Genomic DNA, 15,958 nt, shown 5'->3' on the forward strand with positions numbered 1-15,958 from the left:
TTGATACTTGGATCAAATGGTGGCTTGTTTTCTTTATTTAATAATGCTTTTAGAGTTGGCAGTTTTGGGTTACTAGCATTATACTTTTGAATTGTTTAAAAATAATCTATGGCTAGGAGTAGCTGCATCTTGAGTACACTGAAGATTTACATTACCGCCATTTTTTATTAAAGTTTCTACGATTTTAGTAGCGTTAATCGCTATACCAATCAAGTGGTGTTTTACCACTCTTATCATAGAAATTTACATCAGGTTTTGTATGCGTATTTTTATGCATTTTTCTAAGAAGTTTTACTATTTTTTCTATTATAGGCTCAGCTAAAGATTTCAGTTCTTTAAAATTGTTGATTAACAATGTTTTTTCTTGACCGGATGCTTTTGAAATATCTTGTTTAATAGACCATATTATATTACCAAGCGTAGCAATCATATTATTACCGCCGGTAGAATTTTTAAGGTTACACTTTCCTAATGTTTTTTCTACTAATTCCTTTACATTCATTATTAAAGTTTTAAAACCTGCTTGAGCTAAATATTTATGACCGTTATCGGACATTTTAGATATTGTATTTTGTATTTGTAAAGTACCGGTAGCTAATAAATTTAATATATTATTTGCTTCAAGCGAAGGATTAACACCAAATTTAACTAGATTCTCAATTATTTTATAATATTTATCCATTTGAGTTTGAAATAAACTTATATTTTGATTACTCGGATTATTAGTAATAAGCGGATATTTATTGTAGAATATAAAGCAATATGATTATCTTGACCAAGATCATTAATATCTAAACCTAATTGTGTAAGTTTTTCAATTTGTGTCTTACGGAAATCATCAGAAATATGCGACTCCATAGCAACACGGAAAAAATTATGAATTTGTGCTTTCTCAGTTGAAACAAATTTTGCCATAAGTGCAGGGTTATGATGAAATACATCAATAACATTGGAGCTATTACTCCAAATACCCCATTCAAGTATAGTATTACCGTTTGTATCTTTCTTATCCCAATTAGTGTCAGGGATGAGGATCATTTTGTTTAATATCTGTACAGCAATATTTTCTAAAACATTTTTAACATTCTGATCTTATTGTTGAGGTATTAAACTACAAAGAGCTTCAAAAATATTAAGTTTGTTGTTAACATTAGTTCTGTTTAATATAGCCGGTATTAATTGTATGTTTCCTGAAGTTAATAATTGAAAAGGTGTATACATAAAAGTCTCCAATTTATATTAATTTTTTATAAAAAATACCATGAAATATGGTTTGTGTCTAATGTGTCTAATCTAATGTGCCTAATTATAATAATACATGAAAACTTGATAAATGTCAAGTAATTATTAAAAAATTAACTATTATTTAATACCAAGGTGCGAGAGATAAGTTGATTTTAATCCCTTTAACGGTAACATCAGCTTCTTTATCGGCAAGATATTTTTCTTCTCTGATTAAGGCGATTGCTTTATTGTGATAACTTGAGCATATTACGCCGATTTTATTGTTATCTGCGAGTATTTCTTCATCTTTAACTAATGAAGATAAATCTTCATCTGCTGTAATTTTATATATCTTTCTTCTTATAACTCCTTGATATTTAGCCCTTGAAATCACTTCCTGCCCGACATAACAACCTTTATCAAAACTAATTGCATTTAACTCCTCAGCACCATACATATTTGGAATAGATTTATCTGTGATTAAATCTTCCACACCATCTATTATTGCAAAATTATATTTATCTTCTAGGTATATTGGATTCCCGTTTTCACGGGGAGATGTTGTTGAGGGGGGCGGTTCCCCCTCTGTCACCCTGTGGCTTGACCACGAGATCCAGTCTTTTTTAATTATTGTCTGGATACCGCACAGCGGTATGACATCGAGCTTATTTATTGAGCGGAAACCAAGCTTAGCATAACGAGGATCACGAACCGTAATTAGCGAATCTATATCTAATTTTTGAAGTGAGTAGATAACTTTATATTCGTTACTACAATCTATTACTTGTATTTTTGAGCGAAATTTATAGAAGTTTAAATACTCTATCAAAGCAGCTTTATTACTTTTATCAATATCAAGGTAAATTTCCTCAGGGTTATGAACATACACGAAAAAATCAAATAAATATCTTCCTTGATTATTAAGCAAATAAGTATAGCAATAATTATAGTCAATTGATTTGGACTCGCCTACTGCGTTACTCGTCGTCTCGCCTATTATTATAGGCTTCGCTCCTCGCTCCTTGTATCCGAATTCAACTGAATTGACTATACTCTTACAAATATCGTTAGTAATGAGATTTTGTAGGAACTTTACGGAATCGAAACCTATTATTTTGATAACTTCTCTATTACTTAATATTTCATACATAATTATAATATTATTGACTTTATAGGTTCCTAACTACTATACTCTAAATTTATATAAATTAAACTTAATAATCATGAGATGTTCATCTTACTGTACTTCTTCCGAATATAAGATGAGTGATCTAGTTACTAATTTAAAAAAGATTGGTCTTGAACCTCAACATTTTGATGATGTTTTATATATTCGGAAAGAGATAAATAAAGATTCTGATTTTATAGAGATATTTTTCTTTCCGTTTGGTTGTGTAACTATTTGGGGCGGCGATGAAATTCAAGAAAAAATAGTTTTAAGCGATACTGATTTAGTACCAGTAAATAAGCTTAAAGAGCCGGTATCCGATTATATTTATTTTGAATATAATACGGAAGTCAAGAAAACATTTATTGATGAAGAAAAAAATAAAATAATCTTAGCAGATAAATCAGTTTTTGTTAAACTTTCTATTTCCCATGCTCTTGCACAATCGGTTAAACTTAGCGTTCTTGAGCAATCTGTTAGTAACTTGATTGTTCAGACAACCCCTATACAACAGGAACTAGCTAGAACCGGTAGCGTATCGCTTTCTAAAAAGGAGATATTACAGCAAATAGGTATATTATTTAACGAGCGTTATTCAATCAGTTTGCATAGCGATATATTCGATACTCCAGAATTTTTTTGGCGTCGTCCGAGTTATGAGCCTCTATATCTCATGACAGCAGAGTTTCAAGACATAGAAATACGGCAAAATATAATGAATCATCGTCTTAATATGATTCACGAGCTTTTAGACATTCTTTCAAACGATCTTAATTATAAACATTCCACCAAACTTGAGTGGATTATTATTATTTTAATCGGTCTTGAAGTGGTTCTGTCGTTATCTCATACTAATCTTTTCTTAAAAATTATCGGAGCTTTATAAATAGCTTCTATGCAAATTATCGATAATCAAAAAACATTAGAAGAATTTTGTAACTGGTTAGCAAATAAGGCATGCTTAAGCATAGATACGGAATTTGAGCGTCGCTATACTTATTATACTCAGCTTAGTATAATTCAAGTTAAAGCAGAAGAATATTGCGGAATAATTGATGCATTAAGCAATTTAGATCTGAATATTTTTAATAAGCTGCTTGCAGATAATAATATTACTAAAATATTTCATGCTCCTCGTGAAGATTTAGAGATTTTCTATAATTTATTTAAAACACTACCTGCTAATGTTTTTGATATACAAATTGCAGCAAATATTTGCGGATTCGGTAAACAGCTAAGCTATGATGACCTTTGCTATAAGCTAATCGGTATTACTATCGATAAAACCCACCAAAAATCTAACTGGCTAAAACGCCCTATTACTAGTGATATGTTAAATTATGCAATGTTAGACGTGGAGTATTTGTATAAGATATATAAAGAGTTAAATAATATAATTGTTAGAAATAATTTAACTAATAAATATCAAACTACTCTTAGTGCTTTATTAGATGTTAGAAATTATAAGGTTGAGCCGAAAGATGCTTGGAAAAAAATAAAATATGGAAGTGATGATAAGAGTTTTAATCACAAAATTCAAATGCTTGCAGCTTATCGTGAAGAGAATGCACAAACTATAAATATTCCTCGTAAGCATTTTATTTTAGATGAAGATTTAATAAAGCTTAGTAAATACCCGCCATTGAATCACAAGGATTTTAAAAATCTAAATTTAAAAAGCAAATATTTACACAAACAAAAATATAAAGATGAAATAATAAGTTTGTGTAATAACTTATAAGAAAAAAGCTATAAATCGAATAACTTGTAGCCTATTATGAATAGAAAAAAATTAGCCAACTAATGTAACTTATATCTCACTATCTTGTACTACTTTGACATATTCGTTGTATACATAATCAGGCAAGTTACTAAATGCCTGGGCTATGATAAGTGTCCCTACTCCTACTAATGCTAATTGAAAGCAAATATCTCCAGTCTGAGTATCGCCGGATATTTGTCCTGTTTCTAGCCAATCTCCAACTGCTTGTGCAAAAAAAGCAAAAGGTACACCAATCAATACGACAATTTTTTTATTATATCAACCATTTTACCCTAAGTTGATTTTTATAATTAAATATAAATTAATATTTTATACAATAAAAAGTTAAGGTTATTATACCGAAATCATAAATTTAAGCTTACGATCATGAGATTCAATCAGAAAATTATCTATTAATTGTTCTTTTAAACAAACTCCGGCGGTTAATATATTTCGGTTATTATTAAGATATCGGTCAAAATGTCCTTGGCCGTATCCAAGTCTATAACCCTCCTTACTAAACGCAAGTCCTGGGATAATAACTAACTCAGGAATAAAAAAATCATTATTTATAGGTTCATAGGTTTTAAAAGCCCCTAAAGCCAATTGATCGTTATAATGATAAGAACAATATTTTATCTCATTTTTTATGATTTTCGGTAGGAAGAATCTTATTTCAGGATGTAAGTTTGTTATTTCAAGTAAGTTAATTTCGCATTTTAGAGGAAAGTAAAGTCCTACTGTCTTTACTTTTAACTCCTGTAATAACCGGCTAATTTTATTGATTAGAGAGTTTTTGACTAAATCGAAATTAATCTTATCTTGGTTTTTTATTAAAAATTCTTTGAAATAAAGACGCAGCTCTTGTTTGGTCATAAATATCCTTAAATTCGTCATTGCGAGCGACTGAAGGCCTTGTGGTATGGCTCGCTTCATCTCTGTCATCCCACGACTTGTTCGTGGGATCTAGTTAAAAATACTAATATTATTAGTATTTTGAGTGGTTTTACTGGATACCGTGGTCAAGCCACGGTATGACACCGAACTGGTTTTTCAAGCCATGCAACAACGCCGCGACTGCAAGGAGCGTGGCAATCTCATAAAGCAGGACGCTTGGATTGCTTCGTCAAAACTTACAGTTTTTCCTTGCAATGACGTAGAAATATATCACATATTAATAGTCCTCTTATCTACACTAAGTGCTGCCTCTTTTATAGCCTCACTTAAAGTTGGGTGAGCGTGGCAGGTTCTTGCTATATCTTCTGAAGCTGCTCCGAATTCCATATAAGCCGTAAGCGCGGCAATTAATGTACCTGCATCAGCTCCTATAATATGAGCTCCTAAAACCCTATCGGTTTTACTATCGGCAAGGATCTTAACCATACCTTCCGTACTACCGATTGCTCTTGCTCTACTATTTGCTAAAAACGGAAACTTACCGACTTTATAATTAATGCCTTTTTCTTTTAGCTGTTCTTCCGTTTCACCGACGCTTGCTACTTCAGGATAAGTATATATTACGCTTGGAATTAAGTTATAGTTAACATGTCCTGCCTGCCCTGCCATAATTTCTACGGCAGCTACAGCCTCTTCCTCGGCTTTATGAGCAAGCATAGCTCCTTTTACCACATCACCAACTGCATAAATATTTGAAACTGCTGTTTGGAACCGGTCATTAATCTCAATGCTACCTTGCTTATCCGTAATAATACCGACAGACTCAAGCCCTAGATTTTGCGTATAGGCTTTTCTGCCTACCGCCATCAACACAACATCGCTTGTTACTACTGAACTCTTACCGTCCTCCTCTATTGTTAGATTTACTTTTCCTGACTTTACTTCAGCAGATAGCACTTTAGTATTCAGTTTAAACTCTATACCTTGTTTTTGCTGTAGTTTCATAAATTGTGTAGCAATTTCTTTATCAAGCATAGGTACAATGCTCGGTGCATACTCAATAACCGTTACTTTAGCTCCCAAACGACGCCAAACTGAACCAAGTTCTAAGCTTATATACCCTCCGCCGACTACTATTAAGTTCTCAGGTACTTTAGAAAGTTTCAAAGCACCGGTAGATGAAACAATAAATTCTTCGTCTATTTTGATATTCGGTATTTCTATGACGCTGGAACCTGTAGTAATTAGGATATTTTTGGCTTTAATTTGCTCTTTATTTACTTCAACAATATTACTAGAACTAATTTTAGCTTCACCTTTTATCCTAGTAACTTTGTTTTTGGCAAAGAGACTTTCTATACCTTTTGTGAGATCAAGAACTACTTTATCTTTATTAGCTAGCATTTTTTGTAAGTCTAGTTTTACATCCGCAGTAATACCTATATTCTCAAAATGTTTTAGAGCTGCTTCATATTTTTCGGAAGAATTAAGTAAAGCTTTCGATGGTATGCATCCTATATTTAAACAAGTGCCGCCAAGAGTATCGCTTTTTTCAATACACGCTACTTTCATACCAAGTTGAGCAGCCCTAATACTGCCTGTATAACCGGCTGGACCGCTACCTATTACCACTAAATCAAATTCTTGCATATTTGTTTGACCTTAATAAATTGTTGGATCGTCATTGCAAGCAGCCATAGGCTGCGTGGCAATCTTGTCAAATATCCTGAGATTGCTTTGTCAATTACTTACATAATTTCCTCGCAATGATGTAATACTGCTAAAATACACCACTATCACCTTTATAACAACTTTAATCTTATACTATTCTTATTTGGTGAAGCAATAAAACTAATTAAATTAATATTATCTTCAAAGCCGTTTGTATAATTTTGTAGTAAAGAAAACATCTTTTTAGAAATAGCATAATTATGACTAGCATTTAGTGAATTTGCCTCACCTATATTTTTTATTTCTCTCATTAAAGCTAAAGGATTATCAAATTTTAGCTCTATATTTTCATAGTCAACAATTACTTCGGCAAATCTTGCTTGCGAAAATAAAATCGGAACATGATCAAAATGAATAAAAGGAGCAATATGAGGAGAGTGCTTAAAATCACTTGCTATTTCGGCATCTATTAAGGATTTACGTAAATTCTTTAAGCTATTTCCTCCGACAAAATTACCGATAAAAATACCGTCAGACTTTAAAAAAATTCTTATATTAGATAAAAAGCGTTGTACATCATTTATCCAGTGTAACCCTAATGAATAAATAATTAAATCAAAAGAGTCTTTTGGCAATGCTAAATCTTCATCATCGATTAATAATTTATGATTATGCTCAAAAGAATCAAGCAATAAAGGCGACATATCTGTTACGGTAATATCGGCACTTCGATAAGCATTTTTTAGTAAGCTCGTAAGATAACCGCATTTAGCCGATATTTCTAGAATATCCGAAAAATCCTTATCAATCATCCCTAATCGACTTATTATATCATTAGCTGCATGCTTGATAAATAAGCTGTTACTTATCGCCTCTACTGCATTATTTCGGTGATTTTTTAGCTTTAGTCTGTTGAATATATAATCCTCTCCTATCTTGAATTTTCTCTCCTAAAATTGTTGGTGGCGGTCGAGAAATAAAACCCTCTAAAAAATCTCCTAGCAAACTATTTTGAACAAGTTCTCTCTGTCTTGCAGTGCGAATATCATCCCCTTTAACTCTATCTAGCCCTTCAAAATTCTCCTGAATATCTACAATTATAGATTTCGTATTGTTATTATTAGGTGATAAAGGTTCTAAACTCAACAGGCTTTTTTCTGTATGATTTAAATCCGAAGTTAGATCAAAATGCTCTAAGTAGACAGGTTTTAGTTGTTTATCATTACTAGAAACTTTTTTTCTTTCTATCGCTGAAACATTGTTATCGGTCTTATTAGATTCTCCTAGAGATTTATAACTACTTATACACAACAATACTAATATAAAATTCTTTAACATAAATAACCCTGTATATTAACAGTTAATATAAATTAAATAATATATGCATCAAGTACTGAAATAAATTAAGGGAATTATATACTTGTATAACCTAATATTTTCTTTTTATTTACCCAAGATGTAAATTCAGACATACTAAACACTTCTATTAAATTACTGCCAACTTGATCCTTGAAACATTTCAAGGCTTCTTTTTTATATCCATCACCATCAATTATTATTATAGTATCATAAATGCCTTGTTTTTTTATGTTTAGCACAAGATAAGTATATTTTCATCAACCGATCCTCCTGATTGTTGCCACTTAGATTCTATAACTAGGCAATTAGGGTGACGTTCTGGATGATATACATTATAACAAAAGTCTTGTTGTTAAGGTATATGAAACGTGTTGCTATCTCAATAGGGTTATCGCTATTTGCGTTCTTTCTAACAGCATAGTAATAATCTTGAGAGTGATTAGCTTTATGCTTAGCTAACAGCTCAATTAATGCTCGAGCTTCATCCTTAACTGCCTTGTATGAAATCTAAGTTTATATCTGATATAATAGCTTTGCCTGGAACGAGTGCAAAAAAAAGTGCTCCTCCTAAAGGCTCATAATGATTATTGTAACTAGCAGGTAAGCGTAAGCACAACTCTTTGATAAGGCTTCTTTTTCCCCTGTCCATTTTATAAATTTTATAAATGGTTTAGGGATTTTGTCTTCTGCAATCTCTGGAGAATTAATTTTTAACGGAGCTTGACCTATCATTGCTAAAACCTCGTTAAAAGATAATTCTCCGTTTTTAACTACTTTGAGTTTCATACCGACCTACCAAGGCTTTATAAAATAAATAATTACCTGTATTTAAAAGTATAGCATTAAACATATTGCTTACATTATAGTTTTTATGGTTGCACCTAAATACAAACTCGTTTAAATATCTCTCTATGTGTTTTTTTCTAATAGAATAAGAGTCCGATTATACCACGCTTAAACAACGCCCAAAAGCTTTCTATCGTGTTTACACAGACTCTCTTATATATTTACCTAAGTCGTGATTTATATATTCATGATTATATAACTTTTCTAATACCTTGTAAGCTCCCCATTCATCAGATAAAATAGTTGACCCTATTAGAATATTATTTATTGCAATTTTTTCTATGGTCTTTGAATTAACCTTTGTTATAACTTGAGCCTTAGCGTTACCGTTTCTCTCTATCATGCCGATTACAACGGTTGTTGTCTTTGTACTGCAACCTTGTGTACTTTTAGTTTTTTTATTTGTAATAGTTGAGATTATATCTTATATTTAGTAAAATAAATTAATTATTAAATGGAGATGAAAAATGAACTTAAATCAAAAAATAATAAAGCCAAAAATAGGGTTACTAGAACTAGCTAAGAGTCTTGGTAGCATATCATCAGCATGTAAAGCGATGGGCTATAGTAGAGATAGTTATTACAGATTTAAAGCACTGTATGAAACTGGTGGCGAAGAGGCATTATATGAAATTAGTCGAAGAAAGCCAATAATAGCGAATAGAGTTGATCCAGCGATAGAGAAAGCAGTAATGGATATGGCAATAGAATATCCAGCATATGGTCAGCTAAGAGTATCAAATGAGCTTAAGAAGAGCGGTATACTTGTATCGCCTGGAGGAGTGCGATCAATTTGGTTACGTAATGATTTAAACAATATCAGTAAAAGGCTTTAAGCATTAGAAGCAAAGATGGCTCAGGATGGTATTGTTCTTACTGAATCTCAATTACAAGTGCTAGAGGAGCGTCGTAATGAAAGAGAAGCTCATGGAGAAACTGAGACGCAGCATCCAGGTTATCTAGGATGTCAGGATACGTATTATGTAGGTAATTTCAAAGGTATAGGTAAGGTTTATTCTCAGGTATTTATTGATAGCTATACTAGGGTAGCTGATGCTAAACTATATACTGATAAAACAGCTTTAACTGCTGCTGATATGCTTAATGACCGCGTGTTACCATGGTACGAGACCCAAGGGATACCAATACTTCGTATTCTTACAGATCGTGGGTCAGAATATAAGGGGAATATAGAGCATCATGCTTTTGAGTTGTTTCTAAGTATCGAAGGTATAGAGCATACTACAACTAAGACATATTCTCCCCAAACAAATGGTATGTGTGAGCGTTTTAATAAAACCATGAAACAAGAATTCTTTGATACAGCTATGCGGAAAAAGATTTATACAGATCTTGATGATTTACAATTAGATCTTGATATTTGGTTAGAGCATTTCAATAATGAGCGACCACATTCAGGAAAATATTGTTATGGAAAAACTCCTATGCAAACTTTTAAGGATAGTAGAAAATTAGCTGTTGAAAAGAATAATGAAATCTTGTATCTTGAATACGTCTCTGACAGTCAAAATTTAACTGACAATCAGGTGCAAAATTTATAGTGTCTGTAAGATCAAATCTTGACTTCTACAATTTAGTATATCTATCATTTTGTCCGTAAAACAATCATCACCTTTATTATGCTCTGCTATCTCTAACATTACTTTATCACGACGTGTTGTTAATTTATATTTATCTTCTTCGTATTCTTCATTTGTGAATATACCGTCTAAAAGTTTACTTCTAAGCTTATCAAGGCTATTTTTTACACTGATAAGCTCTTTATTTCATTCTGTTATTCTTGTGTTATAATAATCTTTTTCATATTTTGCCGATTCTTTAACACTTTTAATTATTTTGCTCAATAAATCATGCTCAATATACATTGATGCAAAAACTTTTTCTATTTGTTCTATAATTCTTTAGTAACAATAGGCTTGTAAATATGAGGGTAGTATTTGTTGCCTTTTTTATAATGTATTACTCCGTGATAAAAAGTATTATTTAATATTTTATGTCGGGCAATGGGGCGTATTAGATGTGTTAGTTAACCCTTATGCACTTGGTACAAGCGACAGTATAAGAATAAGATTTATGCAGGATATCGATATTGCCATAAGACATCCTGAATCTTTTGCCGTTGCTAGGAAATGATCAACTAGCTTTTCTTGCTGTTTCCATAGTACGAATACGATTTTAATATGAGGCCATTCATTACGCTAGGTTAATTTTAAATCATATCTTGCTTGTAAATTAATCCATAACTGGGCTGAAGTGTGAAAATATTTACCTAATCTCAGTGCCATATCAGTCGTAAGAGTTCGTGTGCCATGCACTAGCAACGCCAAGTAAGAAATCATCGCCTATTCAACTATCAAAACCGACAGTACTGCTGGTTGAGTTAGATTTATAACCGCTTAGATTATTTTGTGCCTTTTGAGGACTATTGCCGACAAAAGGACTAGCCCACGTACCGAAATCTACTTCTGTCTCATCACCGGCAGAAATAGAGAATATTTTTAAAGCCATAGATACGGAAGAAAAGATAAGGGAGTTGTTTGATAAAAATTATCAAGTTCAAGAAGAAAAAATTGATAATATAGTTAAGTCACTAAATGAAGAAAATAAGTTTGCGATACTTCGCAGAAATCTAACTAATAAAAGTACCTCAGAAATAAAAAATATAGTTGAGAAAATAAACAGAATGCAAGTTGATATAGGTAAAGTATTGTTACTCGGTAGTGCAGGAATAGGTAAAACCACGTTAATGCATTATCTATCTTATAAATGGGGAAAAGAAAAACTATGAAACAACAAATTTGATTATGTATTTAGAATCAGGTTAAAGGAATTGTTAAGCTGGACAGTACGTTATGGTACTAATATAGATGACGATATACTAAGTTGTTTTGTCCATTATTGTTTAGATTCTAACGATATAAAACTTGAAGATATAAAAAGCATACAAGATAAAGATAGGATATTATTACTACTGGATGGTTATGATGAGGTAGCGTTTTTATCACAGAGTAATCGTGATTACCGAGATATTATGGATTCGGTATTTCAGTATAAAAATATCGTAATGAGTTCTAGGCCTAATGCGGTTATAGAAGAAATGAGCAACAGATTTGAGCAGAAAGTAGACAATACAGGCTGGGATAGTGAGGGAATAGAGCAATATGTACATAAAAATTTTGAGTATGATAAAGAGCTTGGAACACCATTAAAAATCTTTTTGGATACTCATGGCCAAATAAAAGAAATATGTGCAGTTCCTATCAATACTGCATTAATATGTTTGGTTTGGAGCGATCAAGCAATAAGGGATAAATTTCAAAAAAAAACAGTAATCAAGATTTTAATATAAGTCGTTTATATAGTGAAATAATAATTTGTTTTTTTTCTAAATGCCTATTATTAAGCCAGTTTATTATTTCACTATATAAACGACTTAAATATAAAAATAAAACTGAAGCTAATAATCACTTAAAAAACAAAATGAGTTTTTTAGAGCAAATAGCTTATGAGTCGTTTGTTGCAACAGGGAAGTGAGTAGAGAACAAAGTAGTAGAAAGCAAGAAAGATATATTAGATATAGACGAAGTTATAGAACAAGGGCTATTAAGAATAGAAGGGCAAAATTTTCAATTTATTCATTTAACATTTCAAGAATATCTAGCTGCATGTTATTTAAAAAATCAGTTAGCAGATAACAACACAAAATATACAGCAGCAAATTTTATAGGTGCGCATCGAAACGATCCGAAATATCTAATGACTCTAAAGTTTCTAGCAGGGATGGTAAGTAATGAAAATAATCAAGAGTTAATAGAAATATTTTGGAAAGCTGTAACATGTAATGTGGATAGGATATTAGAGTTAGGGATTGAAAGAAAGATTATACTATTAATGCATTTATTAGCTCAAAGCAACATTAACGGGAAATTTGATAGTAGAATACCGAATTTAAAACAAATACAAAATTTAATAGATGAAGTTGTGCTAAAAGATATTACAGGTTGGGAACAACATATAATAGACAGTGGTTATTTATCGGAAGCGATTGTTAAAACAGTAAATGAAAAATTACAAAATAAAAAAACTGACCCTCAAGAATTTAAAAAAGTTATAGGAATCATCACAGGATTAGCAAATAAGAAATGCATGGGGCAGTAAAACAAAAATTTATAAGAAGTTAACAAGCCTATTAGAAATGTAGAAGTCAAGATTTGATCTTACAGACACTATAAATTTTGCACCTGATTGTCAGTTACATTTTGACTGTCAGAGACGTATTCAAGATACAAGATTTCATTATTCTTTTCAACAGCTAATTTTTTACTATCCTTAAAAGTTTGCATAGGAGTTTTTCCATAACAATATTTTCCTGAATGTGGTCGCTCATTATTGAAATGCTCTAACCAAATATCAAGATCTAATTGTAAATCATCAAGATCTGTATAAATCTTTTTCCGCATAGATAGTGCAGCAGATTTTAGATATTGCACAGGAAAAATCGCTATGATTATCTTGTACGGCTCTTTTGCTAGAGGCGATTGGGTACATGATCTACCTTACGGCTATCATAGCGATACTGATATTTTGATAATTCTGAAAAAAGGTAAATATAAAGGATACACTGCTTTAAGATTAAAAGATAATATAAATATATAAGATTAGAAAACACAGGAATAATAAACCCTAAGCAAATTATTCCGTATGATTCAAGAATATCGATAATTCTAGAGTCAATAGAGGAAATAAGTAGGCAGTTAGAAAAAGGACGTTATTTTTATACCGATATAAAAAAAGAAGGTATTCTTTTATATGATAGTGGTGAATTTATACATAGCGAGGCTAAAGATTTATCTTGGAGCGATTGGTAGAGGTAAAGGTTTTTTAAAAGGGGCAACTACTTATTTAAGCGATTTGTAGTATGCTTTTTATCAGCCTTTGCCATTCATCAAGCTACGGAAAGTCTTTACAGTACTATTTTATTAGTTTCCTCAAACTACAAACCTCAATTACATAATTTACAAGAACTAGGTAGCATGGCAGGAAATTATGACAATGAATTATGGAGTGTATTTCTTCAATTAACCGAAGAACAAAAAAAGTGTTTTGAGCTTCTTGAAAAAGCTTATGTTGATGCAAGATACGATAAAAACTATAAAATTACTAAAGAACAGCTGCTTTGTCTTATTGAAAGAATAGAAAAATTAAAAGAAATCACCGCAAGAATCTGTACAACAAGAATTAATCCGTAAGGATTGAGTGTCATTACTAACTCAGCATTACCTGCGTGGATACCGAGTCGTCATTGCGAGCGACTGCAAGGAGCGTAGCAATCTAGCAAAAATAATAAAAATCTAAATATTAGCATTTTTAACTGGATTGCTTCGTCAAAACTTGCAGTTTTTCCTCGCAATGACGGGGCTTTTAAAGATATCTATAGTTATTGAGCAATGCCCATCAAGGTTTTAGTTTAAAGATTGATATAAATATAGTATAATATAAAACTTTAGTATATTCGATGAACTGCAAAAATTGGCTGAGTCGTTCTACAAGAGCTTCGGTTCTCGCGTATTACGTTATACGCAGCTCATCTTGCCTTGTGAACTCCTCGCTCTTTTTGAATTTGATCTTCGTATACTAGGCTTTTAGTTTAAAGATATATATATAAAATTATGAGTAAGAAGCTTTATATTAAAACCTACGGATGTCAGATGAATGTTTATGATTCCGTTAAGATGCAGGATTTGCTTTATCCCTTTGGCTATGAACCTACTGAAAATATTGAAGAAGCAGATGTTATTATTCTAAATACTTGTCATATCAGAGAGAAAGCAGCTGAGAAAACTTATTCTGAACTTGGTCGTATTAAGAAACTACAAGATACCAGAACAAAACAAGGTTTAAGTTCTGCAATAATAGTTGTAGCCGGTTGTGTTGCACAGGCGGAAGGGGAGGAGATTTTTACAAGAACTCCTTATGTTGATATTGTTGTCGGTCCGCAATCTTATTATAACCTACCGGAATTAATCTCAAAAGTCGTTAGACACGAAAAGCACTTAATCGATCTTGATTTTGTTGAAGAAGCAAAATTTGATCAGCTACCTGAGCAATTATATCCGCAAGGAACAAGTGCCTTTATATCGGTACAGGAAGGGTGCGATAAATTTTGTACTTTCTGCGTAGTACCTTATACTAGAGGTGCTGAATTTTCAAGAAATGTAGAGCAGGTTTACAGAGAAGCACTAAAAGTAGTTAGTAGCGGTGCTAAAGAAATTATGTTACTTGGACAAAATGTCAATGCATATCACGGTAAAGGTCCTGCAGATAAAATATTTAGTCTAGCCGATTTACTCAAACATCTAGCACAAATTCCCAATTTAGAGAGATTACGTTATACCACCTCACACCCGATAGATATGAATAATGATCTAATAAAGCTGTACGGCACCGAACCTAAATTAATGCCGTTTCTACATCTACCGGTGCAGTCAGGTTCAAATAAAATATTAAAAGCCATGAACCGCAAACATGATCGGGAATATTATTTTGATATAATTAATCGCTTAAGAGAAGCAAGGCCTGATATAGTTTTATCCTCTGATTTTATTGTCGGGTTTCCCGGTGAAACAGATGAAGATTTTGAAGATACATTAGATTTGGTCCGTAGAGTAAAATACGGTCAGTGTTATTCGTTTAAATATAGCCCACGTCCCGGCACACCTGGTGCAACTAGAACCGACCAAATACCTGAACATATAAAATCAGAGAGATTAACTATATTACAACAAGAACTCATGGCTCAGCAACTAGCTTTTAATACAAGTTGTGTTGGTAGTACTATGAAAGTTCTATTTGATCGCAATGGTAAATTCGACGACCAGATAATAGGTAAAACTCCATACATGCAGTCCGTATATATCCAAAACCCTAATAAATCTTTACTTGGTAAAATCATTGATGTAAACATTACTAAGGCTTCACTTAATAGTTTAACCGGCGAAATATTATAAGTC

21 protein-coding genes and 3 pseudogenes are annotated in these 15,958 nt (G+C 32.0%); 9 read left to right on the plus strand and 15 right to left on the minus strand.

All coding sequences use genetic code 11. From position 1 onward, the window contains the following. Positions 1 to 193: 193 nt before the first annotated feature. The 4 genes from RPR_RS05405 to RPR_RS05415 form a co-directional block, all read right to left on the minus strand. The gene (locus RPR_RS05405; RefSeq protein WP_228368822.1) at positions 194 to 682 is read right to left on the minus strand and encodes an ankyrin repeat domain-containing protein; all 489 of its coding nucleotides are present in this window, start codon (positions 680 to 682) and stop codon (positions 194 to 196) included. 17 nt (positions 683 to 699) lie between these two features. After that, positions 700 to 1,038: a hypothetical protein gene (locus tag RPR_RS05410; protein ID WP_012736869.1), complete on the minus strand. Its 339-nt coding sequence runs from the start codon at positions 1,036 to 1,038 to the stop codon at positions 700 to 702. 54 nt (positions 1,039 to 1,092) lie between these two features. Beyond that, positions 1,093 to 1,221, minus strand: a complete 129-nt coding sequence (locus tag RPR_RS09535; RefSeq protein ID WP_014273554.1) for a hypothetical protein — start codon at positions 1,219 to 1,221, stop codon at positions 1,093 to 1,095. Positions 1,222 to 1,366: 145 nt separating this feature from the next. After that, positions 1,367 to 2,374, minus strand: coding sequence for a YgfZ/GcvT domain-containing protein (locus RPR_RS05415; RefSeq protein ID WP_012736870.1), 1,008 nt, complete (start codon positions 2,372 to 2,374; stop codon positions 1,367 to 1,369). Positions 2,375 to 2,486: 112 nt separating this feature from the next. Here RPR_RS05415 and RPR_RS05420 point away from each other — a divergent pair, with 112 nt between their 5' ends. After that, positions 2,487 to 3,278, plus strand: a complete 792-nt coding sequence (locus RPR_RS05420) for an RMD1 family protein (RefSeq protein ID WP_012150942.1) — start codon at positions 2,487 to 2,489, stop codon at positions 3,276 to 3,278. Between the two features lie 9 nt (positions 3,279 to 3,287). Beyond that, entirely contained in the window at positions 3,288 to 4,133 is an 846-nt protein-coding gene (locus RPR_RS05425; protein ID WP_012736871.1) for a ribonuclease D, read from the plus strand. A 69-nt stretch (positions 4,134 to 4,202) separates the two neighbouring features. On the opposite strand, the gene RPR_RS05430 is transcribed toward RPR_RS05425, so the two are convergent. From RPR_RS05430 to RPR_RS05470, 8 genes and pseudogenes are all read right to left on the minus strand, one after another. Continuing rightward, complete coding sequence (locus RPR_RS05430; protein WP_012736872.1) at positions 4,203 to 4,412, minus strand: hypothetical protein; 210 nt, start codon at positions 4,410 to 4,412, stop codon at positions 4,203 to 4,205. A 96-nt stretch (positions 4,413 to 4,508) separates the two neighbouring features. Next, entirely contained in the window at positions 4,509 to 5,030 is a 522-nt protein-coding gene (locus RPR_RS05435; protein ID WP_012736873.1) for a 5-formyltetrahydrofolate cyclo-ligase, read from the minus strand. 291 nt (positions 5,031 to 5,321) lie between these two features. Further along, on the minus strand, positions 5,322 to 6,701 hold the full coding sequence (gene lpdA / locus RPR_RS05440) for a dihydrolipoyl dehydrogenase (protein WP_012736874.1): 1,380 nt from the start codon (positions 6,699 to 6,701) through the stop codon (positions 5,322 to 5,324). A 152-nt stretch (positions 6,702 to 6,853) separates the two neighbouring features. Continuing rightward, entirely contained in the window at positions 6,854 to 7,573 is a 720-nt protein-coding gene (locus RPR_RS05445; RefSeq protein WP_228368922.1) for a methyltransferase domain-containing protein, read from the minus strand. 31 nt (positions 7,574 to 7,604) lie between these two features. Beyond that, positions 7,605 to 8,060 carry a hypothetical protein gene (locus RPR_RS05450; RefSeq protein WP_012736876.1) on the minus strand — a complete coding sequence of 152 codons (456 nt, stop codon included), beginning with the start codon at positions 8,058 to 8,060 and terminating at the stop codon, positions 7,605 to 7,607. 74 nt (positions 8,061 to 8,134) lie between these two features. Further along, positions 8,135 to 8,412, minus strand: a pseudogene (locus RPR_RS05455) (PD-(D/E)XK nuclease superfamily protein); the annotation flags it as partial. Positions 8,413 to 8,648: 236 nt separating this feature from the next. Continuing rightward, the gene (locus tag RPR_RS05465; protein ID WP_014364794.1) at positions 8,649 to 8,867 is read right to left on the minus strand and encodes a hypothetical protein; all 219 of its coding nucleotides are present in this window, start codon (positions 8,865 to 8,867) and stop codon (positions 8,649 to 8,651) included. 199 nt (positions 8,868 to 9,066) lie between these two features. Next, positions 9,067 to 9,270, minus strand: a complete 204-nt coding sequence (locus tag RPR_RS05470) for a transposase (protein ID WP_266105308.1) — start codon at positions 9,268 to 9,270, stop codon at positions 9,067 to 9,069. A gap of 124 nt (positions 9,271 to 9,394) precedes the next feature. Here RPR_RS05470 and RPR_RS05475 point away from each other — a divergent pair. After that, positions 9,395 to 10,489, plus strand: a pseudogene (locus tag RPR_RS05475) (IS481-like element ISRpe1 family transposase). A 657-nt stretch (positions 10,490 to 11,146) separates the two neighbouring features. On the opposite strand, the gene RPR_RS09930 reads toward RPR_RS05475, so the two are convergent. Further along, positions 11,147 to 11,287, minus strand: a complete 141-nt coding sequence (locus tag RPR_RS09930) for a HigA family addiction module antitoxin (RefSeq protein ID WP_085065718.1) — start codon at positions 11,285 to 11,287, stop codon at positions 11,147 to 11,149. 7 nt (positions 11,288 to 11,294) lie between these two features. After that, positions 11,295 to 11,444 (minus strand): autotransporter outer membrane beta-barrel domain-containing protein, encoded by a 150-nt coding sequence (locus tag RPR_RS09775; protein ID WP_317133660.1) that lies wholly within the window; start codon positions 11,442 to 11,444, stop codon positions 11,295 to 11,297. On the opposite strand from RPR_RS09775, the gene RPR_RS08635 reads away from it, so the two are divergent. The 3 genes from RPR_RS08635 (at position 11,374) to RPR_RS05495 (ending at position 13,106) form a co-directional block, all read left to right on the plus strand. Beyond that, on the plus strand, positions 11,374 to 11,736 hold the full coding sequence (locus tag RPR_RS08635; RefSeq protein WP_187145781.1) for a hypothetical protein: 363 nt from the start codon (positions 11,374 to 11,376) through the stop codon (positions 11,734 to 11,736). The two genes, RPR_RS09775 and RPR_RS08635, sit on opposite strands and share 71 nt — an antisense overlap. Positions 11,737 to 11,778: 42 nt before the next feature. Then, the gene (locus RPR_RS09210; protein WP_228368824.1) at positions 11,779 to 12,297 is read left to right on the plus strand and encodes an NACHT domain-containing protein; all 519 of its coding nucleotides are present in this window, start codon (positions 11,779 to 11,781) and stop codon (positions 12,295 to 12,297) included. 407 nt (positions 12,298 to 12,704) lie between these two features. Then, the gene (locus RPR_RS05495) at positions 12,705 to 13,106 is read left to right on the plus strand and encodes a hypothetical protein (protein ID WP_085065719.1); all 402 of its coding nucleotides are present in this window, start codon (positions 12,705 to 12,707) and stop codon (positions 13,104 to 13,106) included. A gap of 68 nt (positions 13,107 to 13,174) precedes the next feature. Here RPR_RS05495 and RPR_RS05500 read toward each other — a convergent pair. After that, a pseudogene (locus tag RPR_RS05500) lies at positions 13,175 to 13,411 on the minus strand (IS481 family transposase); the annotation flags it as partial. 40 nt (positions 13,412 to 13,451) lie between these two features. On the opposite strand from RPR_RS05500, the gene RPR_RS08640 reads away from it, so the two are divergent. From RPR_RS08640 to miaB, 3 genes are all read left to right on the plus strand, one after another. Further along, positions 13,452 to 13,604, plus strand: coding sequence for a hypothetical protein (locus RPR_RS08640; protein ID WP_004997297.1), 153 nt, complete (start codon positions 13,452 to 13,454; stop codon positions 13,602 to 13,604). A 317-nt stretch (positions 13,605 to 13,921) separates the two neighbouring features. Next, the gene (locus tag RPR_RS05505; RefSeq protein WP_266105339.1) at positions 13,922 to 14,197 is read left to right on the plus strand and encodes a HEPN domain-containing protein; all 276 of its coding nucleotides are present in this window, start codon (positions 13,922 to 13,924) and stop codon (positions 14,195 to 14,197) included. A 420-nt stretch (positions 14,198 to 14,617) separates the two neighbouring features. Then, complete coding sequence (gene miaB / locus RPR_RS05510) at positions 14,618 to 15,955, plus strand: tRNA (N6-isopentenyl adenosine(37)-C2)-methylthiotransferase MiaB (RefSeq protein WP_012736877.1); 1,338 nt, start codon at positions 14,618 to 14,620, stop codon at positions 15,953 to 15,955. Positions 15,956 to 15,958 lie beyond the last annotated feature (3 nt).

The sequence above is a fragment of the Rickettsia peacockii str. Rustic genome, from assembly GCF_000021525.1.
GTDB classification, from domain to species: Bacteria; Pseudomonadota; Alphaproteobacteria; order Rickettsiales; family Rickettsiaceae; genus Rickettsia; species Rickettsia rickettsii.